The sequence below is a fragment of the Streptomyces sp. NBC_00354 genome (assembly GCF_036106915.1).
In the GTDB taxonomy this organism is placed as follows: Bacteria; Actinomycetota; Actinomycetes; order Streptomycetales; family Streptomycetaceae; genus Streptomyces.
This window is the reverse complement of sequence record NZ_CP107983.1, coordinates 6,040,827-6,055,854: the sequence shown is the minus strand read 5'-3', so window position 1 is coordinate 6,055,854 and position 15,028 is coordinate 6,040,827. Positions and strand designations below refer to the sequence as shown.

General features: G+C 73.3%; 16 protein-coding genes and 1 riboswitch. Of the genes, 11 read left to right on the top strand and 5 right to left on the bottom strand.

The window, feature by feature from the left end; translation table 11 throughout:
* The first annotated feature begins 82 nt into the window (after positions 1 to 82).
* The 5 genes from OHT74_RS27770 (at position 83) to OHT74_RS27750 (ending at position 4,420) form a co-directional block, all read left to right on the top strand.
* Positions 83 to 574: an SAV_6107 family HEPN domain-containing protein gene (locus OHT74_RS27770; RefSeq protein WP_328621721.1), complete on the top strand. Its 492-nt coding sequence runs from the start codon at positions 83 to 85 to the stop codon at positions 572 to 574.
* A gap of 157 nt (positions 575 to 731) precedes the next feature.
* The gene (locus OHT74_RS27765) at positions 732 to 1,490 is read left to right on the top strand and encodes a class I SAM-dependent methyltransferase (protein WP_266667837.1); all 759 of its coding nucleotides are present in this window, start codon (positions 732 to 734) and stop codon (positions 1,488 to 1,490) included.
* A gap of 309 nt (positions 1,491 to 1,799) precedes the next feature.
* Entirely contained in the window at positions 1,800 to 2,201 is a 402-nt protein-coding gene (locus OHT74_RS27760; protein WP_266667835.1) for a DUF3040 domain-containing protein, read from the top strand.
* A 137-nt stretch (positions 2,202 to 2,338) separates the two neighbouring features.
* A complete protein-coding gene (locus tag OHT74_RS27755) occupies positions 2,339 to 2,974 on the top strand; it encodes a DUF4126 domain-containing protein (RefSeq protein ID WP_266667833.1) in 636 nt (211 codons plus the stop codon).
* Between the two features lie 33 nt (positions 2,975 to 3,007).
* Positions 3,008 to 4,420 (top strand): phytoene desaturase family protein, encoded by a 1,413-nt coding sequence (locus OHT74_RS27750; RefSeq protein ID WP_328621720.1) that lies wholly within the window; start codon positions 3,008 to 3,010, stop codon positions 4,418 to 4,420.
* Between the two features lie 151 nt (positions 4,421 to 4,571).
* Here the strand turns inward: OHT74_RS27750 and OHT74_RS27745 are convergent, their stop codons facing one another.
* From OHT74_RS27745 to OHT74_RS27725, 5 genes are all read right to left on the bottom strand, one after another.
* Positions 4,572 to 5,528: a hypothetical protein gene (locus OHT74_RS27745; protein WP_266667829.1), complete on the bottom strand. Its 957-nt coding sequence runs from the start codon at positions 5,526 to 5,528 to the stop codon at positions 4,572 to 4,574.
* Between the two features lie 52 nt (positions 5,529 to 5,580).
* Positions 5,581 to 6,498 carry a methylenetetrahydrofolate reductase [NAD(P)H] gene (metF, locus tag OHT74_RS27740; protein ID WP_266667827.1) on the bottom strand — a complete coding sequence of 306 codons (918 nt, stop codon included), beginning with the start codon at positions 6,496 to 6,498 and terminating at the stop codon, positions 5,581 to 5,583.
* A 120-nt stretch (positions 6,499 to 6,618) separates the two neighbouring features.
* Positions 6,619 to 7,269 carry a thiamine phosphate synthase gene (gene thiE / locus OHT74_RS27735; RefSeq protein ID WP_328621719.1) on the bottom strand — a complete coding sequence of 217 codons (651 nt, stop codon included), beginning with the start codon at positions 7,267 to 7,269 and terminating at the stop codon, positions 6,619 to 6,621.
* Between the two features lie 100 nt (positions 7,270 to 7,369).
* Complete coding sequence (locus OHT74_RS27730) at positions 7,370 to 7,735, bottom strand: Rv2175c family DNA-binding protein (protein WP_266667823.1); 366 nt, start codon at positions 7,733 to 7,735, stop codon at positions 7,370 to 7,372.
* A gap of 68 nt (positions 7,736 to 7,803) precedes the next feature.
* Positions 7,804 to 9,027, bottom strand: coding sequence for an NAD(P)/FAD-dependent oxidoreductase (locus OHT74_RS27725; protein WP_328621718.1), 1,224 nt, complete (start codon positions 9,025 to 9,027; stop codon positions 7,804 to 7,806).
* Between the two features lie 103 nt (positions 9,028 to 9,130).
* Positions 9,131 to 9,243, top strand: a riboswitch (TPP riboswitch).
* On the opposite strand from OHT74_RS27725, the gene thiO reads away from it, so the two are divergent.
* The 6 genes from thiO to OHT74_RS27695 all read left to right on the top strand — a co-directional run bounded on the left by thiO (position 9,241) and on the right by OHT74_RS27695 (position 15,016).
* On the top strand, positions 9,241 to 10,422 hold the full coding sequence (gene thiO / locus OHT74_RS27720) for a glycine oxidase ThiO (RefSeq protein ID WP_328621717.1): 1,182 nt from the start codon (positions 9,241 to 9,243) through the stop codon (positions 10,420 to 10,422). It overlaps the preceding riboswitch by 3 nt.
* Positions 10,419 to 10,619 carry a sulfur carrier protein ThiS gene (gene thiS, locus OHT74_RS27715; RefSeq protein WP_053785183.1) on the top strand — a complete coding sequence of 67 codons (201 nt, stop codon included), beginning with the start codon at positions 10,419 to 10,421 and terminating at the stop codon, positions 10,617 to 10,619. The genes thiO and thiS overlap by 4 nt, the downstream gene beginning before the upstream one ends.
* 5 nt (positions 10,620 to 10,624) lie before the next feature.
* Entirely contained in the window at positions 10,625 to 11,419 is a 795-nt protein-coding gene (locus OHT74_RS27710; protein ID WP_266667817.1) for a thiazole synthase, read from the top strand.
* A 170-nt stretch (positions 11,420 to 11,589) separates the two neighbouring features.
* Positions 11,590 to 13,506 carry a Stk1 family PASTA domain-containing Ser/Thr kinase gene (gene pknB, locus OHT74_RS27705; RefSeq protein WP_266667815.1) on the top strand — a complete coding sequence of 639 codons (1,917 nt, stop codon included), beginning with the start codon at positions 11,590 to 11,592 and terminating at the stop codon, positions 13,504 to 13,506.
* 20 nt (positions 13,507 to 13,526) lie between these two features.
* Entirely contained in the window at positions 13,527 to 14,396 is an 870-nt protein-coding gene (locus OHT74_RS27700; RefSeq protein ID WP_266667813.1) for a deoxyribonuclease IV, read from the top strand.
* An 86-nt stretch (positions 14,397 to 14,482) separates the two neighbouring features.
* Positions 14,483 to 15,016, top strand: coding sequence for a DUF4396 domain-containing protein (locus OHT74_RS27695; protein WP_328621716.1), 534 nt, complete (start codon positions 14,483 to 14,485; stop codon positions 15,014 to 15,016).
* The last annotated feature ends 12 nt before the right edge of the window (positions 15,017 to 15,028 follow it).

Genomic DNA, 15,028 nt, shown 5'->3' with positions numbered 1-15,028 from the left:
AGGGCGATTGTCAGTGGTGGTCGTCACGATGGATGCAGGCACAAACACAGACACAGCAGTACGCAACGACAGGAGGTTCGTCATGGCCACACCGTCCCCGTCCCCTGTCCACCCCGTCCCGCGCAGGTCGGCAGCTCCCCCGGCCGCGCTCGATCTGCTCGCCAAGGCCCGCACCGGCCTGGCCGAGGCCGCCCGGCTGACCCGGCCCAACGAGCGGTACGCCACCGCCCACCTCGCCGCGCTGCGCACCGCCGCGGCCGTGCTCGCCGCGCGCGGGCGGCCGGAGCCGGTCGGCGCGCGGCGCCGGCCCCGGATCCGCAGCGCGTGGGAGGTACTGCCGGAGATAGCACCGGAGCTGACGGAGTGGAGCGCACTGTTCGCCTCCGGTGCCGACCGCCGGGCGCGGGCCGAGGCGGGGATACGGGATGCGGCGTCGGTCCGGGACGCGGACGATCTGGTGCGTGCCGTGGCGATGTTCCTGCGGCTGGTGGAGCGGATGCTCGCCCTCCAGCCGGTGGCCCCGACGCTGCCGCAGCCTCGTCCCGAGCGTCCGGAGCCTCCGGACGCGGGCTAGGGAGTGTCGTGCCAGGCCCCGCCGGCCAGACGGGACTTTGACGACACGACCTAGGGCCTGCCTTTCGGGTCAGGCCGGGGTGAGCGGTGGGGGATGCTCCAGGCAATAGGGTGGGGTTCGCATCTCTCACCCCTGTCGCGCCGAGGAGCCATCAGCCGTGTCGGACACTTCCCGCCCCCGTGCCTCCCTTCGCACCGCCGTGGTGTGGGAGGTCCTCAAGGAGGCGCTCGACCGCCGGGTGAAGGCGACCGGGCGGGACGTGCTGGACGTGCTGGACACCGGCGGCGGCACCGGCAAGTTCGCCGTGCCGGTGGCCCGGCTGGGCCACCGAGTGACCGTGGTGGACCCCAGCCCGAACGCGCTGTTCGGGCTGGAGCGCCGCGTCGCCGAGGCCGGTGTCGCCGACCTGGTGCGCGGCGTGCAGGGCGATGCCCAGGGCCTGCTGGACGTCGTCGAGCGCGACGCGTACGACGTGGTGCTCTGCCACGGCGTGCTCGAGTACGTGGACGACCCGGCCGAGGGAGTGGCCAACGCGGTCGCCGCCCTGCGCCCCGGCGGCACGCTCAGCCTGCTGGGCGCCGGCCTCGGCGGGGCCGTGCTGGCCCGCGCCCTCGCCGGCCACTTCACCGAGGCCCGTACGGCGCTCACCGACCCGGCCGGACGCTGGGGCGCGGGCGACCCGGTACCGCGCCGCTTCACCGCCGAGCAGCTCACCGAGCTGGTCGGCGGGGCCGGCCTGGAGGTCGGCCCGGTCCACGGAGTCCGCGTCTTCGCCGACCTCGTCCCGGGCGTCCTCGTGGACACCGAGCCGGGCGCGGCCGAGGCACTGCTGCGCCTGGAGGAGGCGGCCGCCGAGCTGCCGGCCTTCCACGCGGTCGCGACCCAACTGCACGTTCTGGGCGAGAAGCGCGCCTGATCTGCGGAGCTTCCGCTCACGGAGTACGCCGGACACCCTCCGATCCGGCGATCGGCCCCGTATGATCGTGGACAGTGACCGGCATGGTGGACCGGCCGTTGGGGAATAAGCGCCTCAGTGACCGTCCACCCGGCGGTACGGTTTCGCGCAGGGTTTCGCTCAGGCAGCGCCTTTTTCGGGCGGTGCCTTCTCCGGGCAGTGTTTTGGAACCTCGCGTAGAGGGCGGGTATCACGGGGGCGATTCCCCGCCTATCCTGAAGGGGACCCCTGGTCGCTACCCCCCGCGACCGACGGATGAGGAGGACTCCCGTGCCGCTCTCGGAGCACGAGCAGCGAATGCTCGAGCAGATGGAGCGAGCGCTGTACGCCGAAGATCCCAAGTTCGCGACAGCGCTTGAGGGAAGCGGACTGCGTACGTACACCCGGCGACGGGTCTACCAGGCAGTCGCAGGCATTGTGGTGGGTATCGCGCTCCTCATGACCGGTGTGATCATTCCGAACGTACTCTGGGTCAGCGTGGTGGGATTCCTCGTCATGCTCGGCTGTACGGTCCTCGTGGTCACCGGTTGGCGCAAGGCACCCAAGCCTGGCGAGCAGCCCGTCTCCGGCAGTGCAGACGGTTCGGCCCACGGCCGCAACCGACAGCGTCGGTCGATGATGACCCGCATCGAGGAGCGGTGGCAGCGCCGCCGCGACGAGCAGGGGCAGTAGGCCCCCCGCAGACACGGGTGAGGGGACGGCCGCCGCACGGCGACCGTCCCCTCACCGCTCTGCCCCGCCGGTCCGCCCCGTCGGCCTGACTCCCGGATCGCCCCTCCCGCGGCGCGATCCTGCGGCATGATGACCCGGTGAGTGTGCTCCCCCTGGTCTTCACCAGCGGCTGGGCCAGTGGGATCAACGCCTACGCCGTGGTCCTCCTGCTCGGCATCTTCGGCGCGACCGGACTGACCGACGAGGTCCCCGCGTCCCTCCAGCGCACCGACGTGCTCATCGTCGCCGGTGTGCTGTTCCTCTGTGAGGCCGGCGCCGACAAGATCCCGTACGTGGACTCGCTCTGGGACATGGTGCACACCGTGATCCGCCCGGTGGCCGGTGCGGTGGTCGGGGCCCTGCTGGCCGGCCAGAGCGGCTCGCTGTCCGACATCGCCGCCGGCGCGATCGGCGGTTCCACCGCGCTGGCCAGCCATTTCGTCAAGGCCGGCACCCGCATGGCCGTCAACACCTCGCCGGAGCCGTTCAGCAACATCGCGCTGAGCACCGCCGAGGACCTGGGCGTGGCCGGCATCGTCACCTTCGCCATGTTCAATCCCCAGGCCGCCGCGATCATCGCGGCCGTCCTGCTGGCCGCAGGTCTGGCCATACTCGTGTTCCTGTGGAGCCGGATCCGCCGCTTCCTGCGCCGCCGGGCCCAGCGCCGCGAGGAGAAAAGGCTCGCCGCCGAGGGGCGCGAGGCGGCCCCGCGGGCCGCGGTGCCACCCCGCTGACCTCCCGCGATCCCGCTCGGTAGGGTCATCCGCATGGCACGAATTGCGGTGATCGGCGCCGGCATGGGCGCGATGGCTACGGCGGCCCGGCTGGCCGTGGCAGGGCACCAGGTGACGGTGTACGAACGCGGGTCCACGTACGGCGGCTCCGTCGGCCGGTACGAGCGCGACGGTTTCGTCTTCGACACCGGGCCCGGGCTGCTGCACCTGCCCGCCGTCTACCGCGACCTGTTCGTCAAGACCGGCAAGCGGCCCCTGGAGGACTGCGTCGAGCTCGTCCAGGTCGACCCCGCCGTCCGGCACGTCCTGGCCGACGGGACAGCGGTCACCCTCCCGGGCGGCTCGCGCGGCGGCGCCGCCGCCGTCCTCGACCAGGCCTTCGGCACGGGCGCCGGGGACCGCTGGAACGGGGTCCTGGGCCGCGCCCGGGACGCCTGGAACGCGACCCGCCGCCCCCTGCTGGAGGAGCCGCTGCGCCCCGACTGGCAGGTGCTGGGCGGCGATCCGTACCCCGCGCTCCGCAAGAGCGGCCTGCTGCGCCGCCGCCCGCCGACCCTCGCCGAGGTGGCCGGGCGCGAGCTGGGCGGCGAGCTCGGCGAGCTGCTGGCCGCCCGGGTGCGGGCGTACGGGATCGACCCCGCCACCGCGCCCGCCGCGGCGGCCGTGCTCCCGTACATGGAGCAGACCTTCGGCAGCTGGTACGTGCGCGGCGGGATGCGGGAGCTGGCCACCGCCGTGTACGAGCGCTGCCGCGAGCGGAAGGTCGCCTTCGTCTTCGATGCGCCGGTCCGGGAGGTCCTGGAGCGGGACGGCCGGGCGGCCGGACTGCTGCTGGCCGACGGCTCCGAGGCCGCCGCCGACCTCGTGGTCTGCGGGGTCGACCCGCGGCAGCTGGGGACCCCGCTGCCGGCCGGCGGCGCCCCCGCCCGCGGACCGGGGGTGGCCGGCCGGCTGACCGTGCTGCTCGCGCTGCGCGGCGCCCGCCCCGCGGACACCGTCCACCGCACCCTGGTCCACTCCCCCACCGCCCAGCTGACGGTGCTGCGCCCCGACGACCCGGCCGTCCGGCCCGACGCGGACCACGAGGCGGTCACCGTGAGCGCCGTCTGCGGCCCTGAGGGCGTCTCTGCGCCGCGCGTGGAGGGGCTGCTGGACCTGGCCGCCCGGGCCGTGCCCGGGCTGCGCGAGCGGCTGCTGTGGACGCAGACGCGTACGCCCGCGGACGTCGAGGCGGCCACCGGCGCACAGGGCGGCGCGGTGCCGCCGCCCGCCCTCGCCGGAGCCGGCGGCCGGATGCTCTACCCCGCCAACACCACTGCCCTGCCGGGGCTGTTCCTCGCGGGCGGCTGGGCGCACCCCGGCGGCGGGCTGGCGCACGCCGGGATGACGGGGGCCCTGGTGGCCGGACTCATCGTGGAGGGCGCGGAGTTCCGCGGCTCCCAGTGACACGGACGCCCCCGGGGAACGGACCCCGGGGGCGTTCGCCCTGGTTCACGGCCTGCGCGGCCTCTTCGGCCTCATGGCCTCATGGCCTCATGGCCTCATGGCCTCATGGCCTCATGGCCTCATGGCCTCATGGCCTCATGGCCTCATGGCCTCAGTAGCGGTACTGCTCGTACTCGCCGGAGCCCTGGTACGGGTACTCCTGCGGCTGTTGCTGCGGGTACGGCTGCTGCTCGTCCCCCGGGTAGGGATGGGCGGCCCCGTCGGTGGACCGCTGCTGCGGCACCCACACCCCGCCCGGCGGGGTGTCCATGGAGTACTGCTGCTGCCCGCCCGCGCTCGCGTACGGGTCGGCGGAGTAGCCGGCGTACGGGGTGTAGTCGTACGGCTGTTGCGGGATGACGGCCCCGCCGGTGCCGATGTACGGGTCCGAGTAGGCGGCGTAGACCTGCTGTTCGCCGCCGGTCGGGTAGCCCGCGGAGTAGTCGTAGCCACCCTGGGTCTGCGGCTCGTAGGCCTGCCCGTCGTAGTACGCCGCGTACTGGTGGGCGTCCTGCTCGGCCGTGGAGAACGGCGAGGCGAACGCCGCCGTCTGCCCCGCGTCGGCGGTGGGCGCGAAGCTCTGTATCCCGTACGACCCGGTGTCCTCGGGCAGCGGCTCCGGGCTGTAGAACTCCTCGGTCGCGGCCTGGAACTGCGGCTCCGGCCGCTCCTTGCCGGACGCGTCGGGCGTGTCGGCGCCGTCGGCGTCCACGGCCGTCCCGTCGGACCCGTACTCCAGCCCGGTCACCTGCAGCGCGGGCTCGGGGCGCGGACCGCCCGCCCGGCGGCGCCGGTTCTGCCGTACGGGCTCGCCGCCCCGGCGCAGCGCCCAGCCGGCCTCGAAGCCCTTGCGGAAGGAGAGCGTCACCAGGGTCTGGCCCAGGGCGAACGCGGCCGCGCCGACGCCGATGACGAGCACCGACGGCAGCACGACTCCGGCGACCACCCCGAGGAACCCGGCGAACGCGAGCAGGCGCCAGCGCAGCCGGGCCTTGTACTGCATCAGGACCTCGGCAAGCAGCCACAGCGCGACGAAACCGAACGCGATGTAGAGGACCGTCATTCCCATGCGTGGCACCTCTCGGTACGGCCGCCCCGCCCGGGAAACGGGAGCCGGCCGATCAGGCCCGCTGGTGCAGGCCCAGGTTCTCGTAGATCTCGAGAGTCGCCGTGGAATTGTTCAGCGTGATGAAGTGCAGCCCCGGTACACCCTCGGACAGCAGCCGCGCGCAGAACTCCGTGGCGAACTCGATCCCAATGGAGCGTACAGCGGCCGGATCGTCCTTGACGGCGAGCATGCGCTCTTTCACGGCTGCGGGGAAGACTGCGTTGCTGAGTTGTGGCAACCGGTCGAGCTGCTTGATGCCCACAACAGGCATGACCTCGGGGATGATCGGGGTCTCGCAGCCGGCCTTCTCGGCGCTGTCGCGCAGCCGCAGATAATTCTCCGGATCGAAGAACATCTGGGTGATCGCATAGTCGGCGCCGGCGCGGCACTTGTCCACGAAGTGACGGATGTCCGTGTCCCAGTCCGCCGAGCGCGGGTGCATCTCGGGGAAGGCCGCGACGCCCACGCAGAAGTCGCCGGACTCCTTGAGCAGCCGGACCAGGTCGGCGGCATAGTGCACGCCCTCGGGGTGCGCCACCCACGGGCCCATGGGGTCGCCCGGCGGGTCGCCGCGCACGGCGAGCATGTTGCGGATGCCGGCGTCGGCGAACTGGCCGATCACATTGCGCAGCTCGGCGATGGAGTGGTCGACCGCGGTGAGGTGCGCGACGGGGGTCAGGGTGGTGTCGGCGGCGATCTGCTGGGTGGCCTTGACGGTGCCGCCGCGGGTGGAGCCGCCGGCCCCGTAGGTCACGGAGACGAAGCTCGGGCCCACCGCCTCGATCCGGCGCAGCGCGTTCCAGAGGTTGCGCTCGCCCTTCTCCGTCTTGGGGGCCCAGAACTCGAAGGAGTACGACGGGCTCCCGGACGCCAGCAGGTCACGGACCGTGCGTGCACGGTCCGTACGGGTGGAAGCGGTACCAAGAGCCATACGGGCAGGTTAGACGCGCCTTCGCGGTCGCCGAAGCCGTGTCCGCCTTTTGGACACGTTTTTGGACACCTCTACGGACGCGCATGTCGACACGTATGGCTACCGCCTACGCGCGGACGGCTACACGGAGACGCGCTCCCGGACCCGCTTGGCCATGTCGGTGGCGGCCGCACCCGGGTCGGAGGCCTCGGTGAGGGCGCGGACGACCACGACGCGGGTGGCTCCGGCGTCGAGGACCTCGTCGAGGTTGCCTGCGTCGATGCCGCCGATGGCGAACCAGGGGCGGGCCTGCGCCAGCGAGGCCGCGTAGCGGACCAGCCCGAGGCCGGGGGCGTACCGGCCGGGCTTGGTGGGGGTGGGCCAGCAGGGGCCGGTGCAGAAGTAGTCCACGCCCGGCTCGGCGACGGCGGCGTCGACCTCGGACTCGGCGTGGCAGGACCGGCCGATGAGCACCTCGTCGCCGAGGATCGCGCGGGCGGCGGGCACGGGGATGTCGCCCTGGCCCAGGTGCAGGACGTCGGAGCCGATGGCGTGGGCGACGTCGGCGCGGTCGTTCACCGCGAGGAGCCTGCCGTGCCGGCGGGCGGCGTCGGCGAACACCTGGAGGTGCTCGAGCTCCTCGCCCGCCTCCATGCCCTTGTCCCGGAGCTGGACGATGTCCACTCCCCCGGCCAGGACCGCGTCGAGGAACTCGGGGAGGTCCCCCTGCCGCTTGCGGGCGTCCGTGCACAGGTAGAGCCGGGCATCGGACAGCTGGGCGTTCGCGGACATGGGTACCCCCGGGGTGGAAGCGGTGCACGGGCCGTCCAGGGCCCGTGCACCGCGGATGGATCAGGCGGCTCGGATCACCGGGCCGCTCGGGTCGCTCGGGTCAGAGGGCGAGCGCCTGAGCGCGGCGCTTCACCTCCGTGCCGCGATTCTCGCTCAGCGCCTGGACGGGGGTGCCGGGCAGGGTCGGGTCGGCGGTGAAGAGCCACTCCAGCATCTCCTCGTCGGAGAAGCCGTCGTCGCGGAGCACGGTCAGCAGGCCCGGGAGGCCCTTGACGGTCTTGTCGCCGTCGATGAAGGCGGCGGGCACCTGCAGCGCGCGGTTCTCACCGCGGCGTACGGCGATCAGCTGACCTTCCTTGACCAGCTGGCGGACCCGGGTCACTTCGATGTCGAGCATCTCCGCGATGTCGGGGAGGTACAGCCAGGCGGGGACAAGGGCATCGATCTTTGCGTCAATCTCGGTCACGAGCACAAGCCTGCCACCTCGGACCGACACCCGGTACCCGAGCCGACCCGTCCGGGTCTGCGGGCCGGCTAGACGAGGGCCGATTTCAGCGGGGTCGCGGGGTCGGAGACCTTGGCGGGGTCCACCGGGGCGCCCGACTCGATCAGCTTCCGGCCCTGCGCCAGATCCCGCGGCCGGCCCACCGCCAGGACCGCGACCAGCGCCCCGGCCCGGAGCCAGCACACCGACCACGCCGCTTCGGCGGGGTCCCCGCGCCACATCAGCTCGTCCGCCCCCGCGTGGTGCCCCGCGTACTGCACGAAGCGCCCGAACTGCTCCGACCAGAAGTACGGCACCGGGTCGTAGACCTGCACCGCAGCCCCCGCCACGATGTTCGCCGCGACCACGCGCGGCCCCTGCAGGGCGTTGTCCCAGTGGTGCACCAGCAGCCGCGCCCCGTAGCGCCCCGACGGGAACGACGCGCAGTCGCCGACCGCGTACACCCCGGGCAGGGAGGTCCGCAGGTACGCGTCCGCCGTGACCGAGCCGTCCGGCCCGAGCCCGACCTCCGAGTCCGCCAGCCACCGGGTGGCGGGCCGGGCCCCGATGCCCACGACCACCGCGCCGGCCGGCAGCTCCCGGCCGTCCGCGAGCAGGACCCGCCCGGACTCCACCGAGGCCACCTTGGCGCCGGTCAGCAGGGCGGCCCCGGCCTCCTCGTACCAGCGGGCCATCGGGGCCGCGACCTCCGCCGGCAGCGCCCCGGCCAGCACCCGGTCCGCCGCCTCGACCACGGTCACCGCGCAGCCCGCCTCGCGCGCCGCGGTGGCGAACTCGGCGCCGATCCAGCCCGCCCCGACGACCACGGTCGCCGGCGCCTGGGCCAGCACCGGGCGCAGCCGGGCCGCGTCGTCCAGGGTGCGCAGCAGGTGCACGCCCTGGACGCCCTCGGACCCGGGCAGGGTCAGCGGTTCGGCGCCGGTCGCCAGGACGAGCACCTCGTACGGGACCGGTCCCGCCTCGGTGTCCAGCTCGCGCTCGGCGGCCCGCAGCCCCGTGACCTCCACCCCGAGCCGGAGCTCGATGCCCAGCCCCTCGAAGTCCACGTCGAAGGCGGAGTCCTCGGCCTTGCCGAGCAGCACCGCCTTGGACAGCGGGGGCCGGTCGTACGGCTGGTGGGGCTCGGCGCCCAGCAGGGTCACGGGGCCGCTCCAGCCCTGCTCCCGCAGCGCGACCGCGGTCTGCACCCCGGCCATTCCGGCGCCGACGATGACGACGCCGCCGCTCTGTGTCTGTTCCGTCTGCTCGCTCACACCGCCCAGCCTAGCGATCTGACGCTCCGTCAGGAACAGCGACCCGGGGAGCGGCCGGGGAGGCAGCCTTACCCGGCCCCGGCGCCGGGGTTAGTCTGGCCGTCGTACCTATCGCGGGAGTCCGGGCGCACCGGGCTGAGAGGGAGGCTGGACGGCCTCCGACCGTACGAACCTGATCCGGGTCATGCCGGCGAAGGGAGGGGCTGGACGCCCATGCACTCATCTCTGAAGGGATCCGCCAGGGGATCCGACGTCCTCGTCATCGGGGGCGGGATCATCGGCCTGGTCACCGCCTGGCGGGCGGCCCGGCGCGGGTTGCGGACCGTGCTCGCCGACCCGGCGCCCGGCGGCGGCGCCGCGCAGGTCGCGGCCGGCATGCTCGCCGCCGTCACCGAGCTGCACTACGGCGAGGAGACCCTGCTGGGCCTCAATCTCGCCTCCGCCGCCCGCTACCCGGAGTTCGCCGCCGAGCTGGCCGACGCCAGCGGCGGGACGGACATCGGCTACCGCGCCTGCGGCACGCTCGCCGTGGCCCTCGACGCCGACGACCGGCTCCACCTGCGCGAGCTGCACGCCCTGCAGCGGCGCTGCGGTCTGGAGTCCGAGTGGCTCACCGGCCGCGAGTGCCGCCGCCTGGAGCCGATGCTGGCCCCGGGCGTACGCGGCGGCCTGCGCGTGGACGGCGACCACCAGGTCGACCCGCGCCGGCTGGCGGCCGCACTGCTGGCCGCCTGCGAGGGCGCCGGCGTGGAGATCCGCCGGGCGAACGCGGAGCGGCTGCTCACCACCGCCGACCGGGCCACCGGCGCACTGCTGGACGACGGTACGGAGCTGCGCGCCGACCAGGTGGTGCTGGCCGCGGGCTCGCTCAGCGGCCGGCTGGCCGGCGTACCGGCGGACGTGCTGCCTCCCGTACGGCCGGTCAAGGGCCAGGTGCTGCGGCTCGCGGTGCCTGCGGCGTACGCGCCGTTCCTGTCGCGGACGGTCCGGGCGGTGGTCCGCGGCAGCCACGTGTACCTGGTGCCGCGCGAGAACGGCGAGCTCGTCATCGGCGCCACCAGCGAGGAACTCGGCTGGGACACCACGGTCACCGCGGGCGGTGTGTACGAACTCCTGCGCGACGCCCATGAGTTGGTGCCCGGCATCACCGAACTGCCGCTGACCGAGACCTGCGCGGGGCTGCGGCCCGGCTCTCCGGACAACGCCCCGCTGCTCGGCCCGACCGAACTGCCCGGCCTGCACCTGGCCACCGGGCACTACCGCAACGGGGTGCTGCTGACCCCGCTCACCGGCGACGTGATGGCGGAGCTGCTGACCACCGGCGCGCTCCCGGAGATCGCCCGCCCGTTCACCCCGCGCCGCTTCAGCGCCGCACGTCAGGAGTCTTACGCATGACCATCTCCGTCAACGGCGAGCCGCGCGAGGTCGCGGCCGGCACCACCCTCGACGCGGTGGTCGCCATCCTGACCGCGGCCCCGTCCGGCGTCGCGGCCGCACTCAACGAGACCGTGGTCCCGCGCGGGCAGTGGCCGCTCACGCCGGTGGGCGAGGGCGACCGGGTCGAGATCCTCACCGCCGTGCAGGGAGGCTGAGCGCGATGGCAGACGACGCTTTCGTGCTGGGCGGCCGGACCTTCTCGTCCCGCCTGATCATGGGGACGGGCGGGGCACCGAGCCTGGACATCCTGGAACGGGCGCTGATCGCGTCCGGTACGGAGCTCACGACGGTGGCGATGCGGCGACTGGACCCGACGGTCCAGGGTTCCGTCCTGTCGGTGCTGACCCGGCTGGGCATCTCCGTACTCCCCAACACCGCGGGGTGCTTCACGGCGGGCGAGGCGGTGCTGACGGCGCGCCTCGCGCGGGAGGCGCTGGGCACGGACTGGATCAAGCTCGAGGTCGTGGCCGACGAGCGGACCCTGCTGCCGGACGGGGTGGAGCTGCTGGATGCGGCGGAGACCCTGGTCGACGAGGGCTTCACGGTGCTTCCGTACACGAACGACGACCCGGTGCTCGCCCGGAAGCTGGAGGACGTGGGCTGTGCGGCGATCATGCCGCTGGGGTCTCCGATCGGCTCGGGGATGGGCATCCGGAACCCGCACAACTTCGAGCTGATCGCGGAGCGGGCGGGGGTTCCGGTGATCCTGGACGCCGGAGCCGGCACGGCGTCGGACGTGGCGCTGGCGATGGAGCTGGGCTGCTCGGCGGTGATGCTGGCCTCGGCGGTGACCCGGGCGCAGGCACCCGTCCTGATGGCGGCGGCCATGCGCGATGCCGTCTCGGCGGGGCGGCTGGCGTATCGCGCGGGCCGCATCCCGCAGCGCCGCTTCGCGGAAGCCTCGTCCCCGGCCGAGGGCCGCGCCACCTTGGACCCGGAACGCCCGGCGTTCTGAGGCGCCGCACCTGCGCGGGGCCTTCCCCCCGCCCTACCGGGGAGAAAAGCCCCGCGCAGCGGGCCACCGCACCCCGCCTGACCAGCGAGGCCGAGCCCACACGTCACAGCTGCGCTGCAACAGACCACCACCCGGGACAGGACTCCGACGCACGCTCGTAGAATCGCCGGGTGGATACGACCCTGGATGACCCCCTCGTCGGGCAGACACTCGACGGCCGCTACCGCGTCGACGCCCGCATCGCGGCCGGCGGCATGGCAACGGTCTACCGGGCCGTCGACACCCGCCTCGACCGTGTGCTCGCGCTGAAGGTGATGCACCCGGCGCTCGCCGCCGACGGCGGCTTCGTCGACCGGTTCATCCGCGAGGCCAAGTCCGTGGCCCGCCTCGCGCACCCCAACGTCGTCGCCGTTTTCGACCAGGGCACCGACGGGCCGTACACGTACCTCGCCATGGAGTACGTCTCCGGCTGCACCCTGCGCGACGTGCTCCGCGAGCGCGGCGCGCTCCAGCCCCGCGCGGCACTCGACATCCTCGAGCCCGTCCTGGCCGCGCTCGGCGCCGCCCACCGGGCCGGGTTCGTACACCGCGACATGAAGCCCGAGAACGTCCTGATCGGCGACGACGGCCGGGTCAAGGTGGCGGACTTCGGGCTGGTCCGGTCCGTCGACTCGGTGACCAGCACCACGGGCTCCGTCCTCGGCACCGTCTCCTACCTCGCCCCCGAGCAGATCGAGACCGGCAGCGGCGACACCCGCGTGGACGTCTACGCCTGCGGTGTCGTCCTGTACGAGATGCTCACCGGCTCCAAGCCGCACTCCGGCGCCACCCCCGCCCAGGTGCTCTACCAGCACCTCCACGAGGACGTGCCGCCGCCGTCGGCCGCCGTCCCGGGGCTGCCGGGCGTCCTGGACCAGCTCGTCGCGTACGCCACCGCCCGCGATCCGGAGCTGCGCCCCTCCGACGCCGCCGCCCTGCTCGGCCTGGCCCTCGACGCCCGCGCGCTGCTCGGTGACGCCGAGCTGGACGCCGTGCCGCCGCAGGCGCGTGCCGAGACGCGGAGCGCCACCGAGGACCGCACCGGCGTGATCCCGCGGCCCGTCGCGGCGCAGCCGCCCGTGAACCTCACCTCCCGGCTGGAGCTCCCGGACCGCCCGGAGCCCGCGCCGGTCCGGGCGGCGCCGCCGGCTCCGCGCAGGCGCCGGCGCGGCACGCTGCTCGTGATCGCCGGGGTGCTGCTCGCGCTCGGTCTGGGCACCGGGGTCTGGTACATCAACGCCGGCCAGTTCACGAAGGTCCCCAACCTGCTCGGGAAGACCGAGGCGCAGGCCAAGTCCGAGCTGTCCGCGGCCGGCCTCGGCGTGAAGCGGATCGACCGGAAGTTCAGCGACGCCTTCGACCGCGGGACCGTGATGAACTCCGACCCCGCGAGCGGCAAGCGCATCCGCGGCAACGGCGCGGTGGTGCTCACGGTCTCGCGCGGCCCGGAGATCGTCGTCGTACCCGATCTGAAGGGCAGGCCGCTGGACGATGCGAAGGCCGAGCTGACCAAGAGCGGTCTGGCTCCCGGCCTGGTCACGCAGGCGTTCAGCCAGGACGTCGCCCAGGGCTCGGTGATCTCCACCGATCCGACGGGCGGGCAGAAGCGGTCGCCCGACACTGCGGTCGCGATCGTGGTCAGCAAGGGCCGGCCGGTCCAGGTGCCGAACGTGGCCGGACGGCCCCTCGACCAGGCGCGGGCCGCCCTCCAGGACGCCGGACTCAAGGTCGAGACGGCCGCCGACCAGGTCAACTCGCCGTTCCCGGCCGGTACGGTCGCCAACCAGTCGATCGGCGCCGGAGCGCAGGCCGCGACGGGTGACACGGTGACGCTCACCGTGTCCAAGGGCCCCCGGCAGATCCCGGTGCCGAACGTGACCGGCCAGGAGGCGGACGTGGCCCGCAGGACGCTGGAGGCCGCCGGTTTCAAGGTGAAGGTGGAGCGGCCGTTCCTGTCCTTCAGCAACACGGTGGACGCCCAGTCGGTGCCGGGCGGCCAGAACGCCCCCGAGGGCAGCATCATCGTCGTGCGGACCAAGGGGCTGTAGCAGTAGTGGACCGGAGGGTCATGGACGGGGCCGTGCGCAATCCCGTGGGCGGGCACGTCCCCGTCGCCGGCGGGCTCGCCTCGGTGGGGCTGGCGTACGCGCGGGAGATGGGTGCGGAGGCCGTCCAGGTCTTCGTGGCCAATCCCCGCGGCTGGGCCACCCCGGTCGGGAACCCGGCGCAGGACGAGCTGTTCCGGGCCGGGTGCGCGGCCGGGTCGATCCCGGCGTACGTGCACGCGCCGTACCTGATCAACTTCGGCTCGCACACCGAGGCGACCGTGGAGAAGTCGGTGGAGTCGCTGCGGCACTCGCTGCGCCGCGGCCGGGAGATCGGTGCGCTCGGGGTGGTCGTCCACACCGGCTCGGCGACCGGAGGGCGCCCGCGCGAGGCGGCGTACGAGCAGGTCAGGGAGTACATGCTGCCGCTGCTGGACGAGCTGGTGCACGACGACGACCCGTTCCTGCTGCTGGAGTCCACGGCCGGGCAGGGTTCCTCGCTGTGCTCGCGGACCTGGGACTTCGGTCCGTACTTCGAGGCGCTGGAGCACCATCCGAAGCTCGGGATCTGCCTGGACACCTGCCACATCTTCGCCGCGGGGCACGATCTGGCGGAGCCGGGCGGTGCCAAGCAGACGCTGGACCTGCTGGTGGACACGGTGGGCGAGGGACGGCTGAAACTGATCCACGCGAACGACTCGAAGGAGGGCGTGGGCGCCCACAAGGACCGCCACGCCAACATCGGGCAGGGCCACATCGGCCGGGACGCCTTCGCCGAGCTGTTCACGCACCCCGCGACGGAGGGCGTCCCGCTGATCATCGAGACGCCGGGCGGCAAGGAAGGGCACGCGACGGACGTGGCGCTGCTGAAGGAGCTGCGCGAGCTCCACTGATCCACCGATCCGTTGAGGAATACCCCTGGGGGGTATACGGTTCTGCTATCCGCAGGACCGTTATCCGGCGTTCCCAGGGGGTTCCGATGGAACACGCGCACGCACACCACGAGCACGACGCGCACCACCAGCACCACGACAGCGACCACGGCGACGGCACCGGCCACGGCACCGGCCACGGCAAGGCGAGCTGGGCCATGGCGGCCAAGGCCACCCTCCACTGCCTCACCGGCTGCGCCATCGGCGAAGTACTCGGCATGGTCATCGGCACGGCACTGGGATGGGGAAACGTTCCGACGATGATCCTGGCGATCGTCCTGGCGTTCTTCTTCGGTTACGCCCTCACCCTGCGCGGGATCCTCGCCGCCGGCGTGGACCTGCGTACGGCCATCCGGGTGGCGTTGGCCGCGGACACTCTTTCGATCGCCGTCATGGAACTGATCGACAACGGCGTGATCGCGCTGTGGCCGGGAGCGATGGACGCGCACCTCGCGGACGCGCTGTTCTGGATCGTGCTGGCGATCTCGCTCGCGCTCGCCTTCGTCGTCACGACCCCGGTCAACAAGTGGCTGATCGGCCGCGGCAAGGGCCACGCGGTCGTGCACCGGTACCACCGCTGAGGGCGGACACCC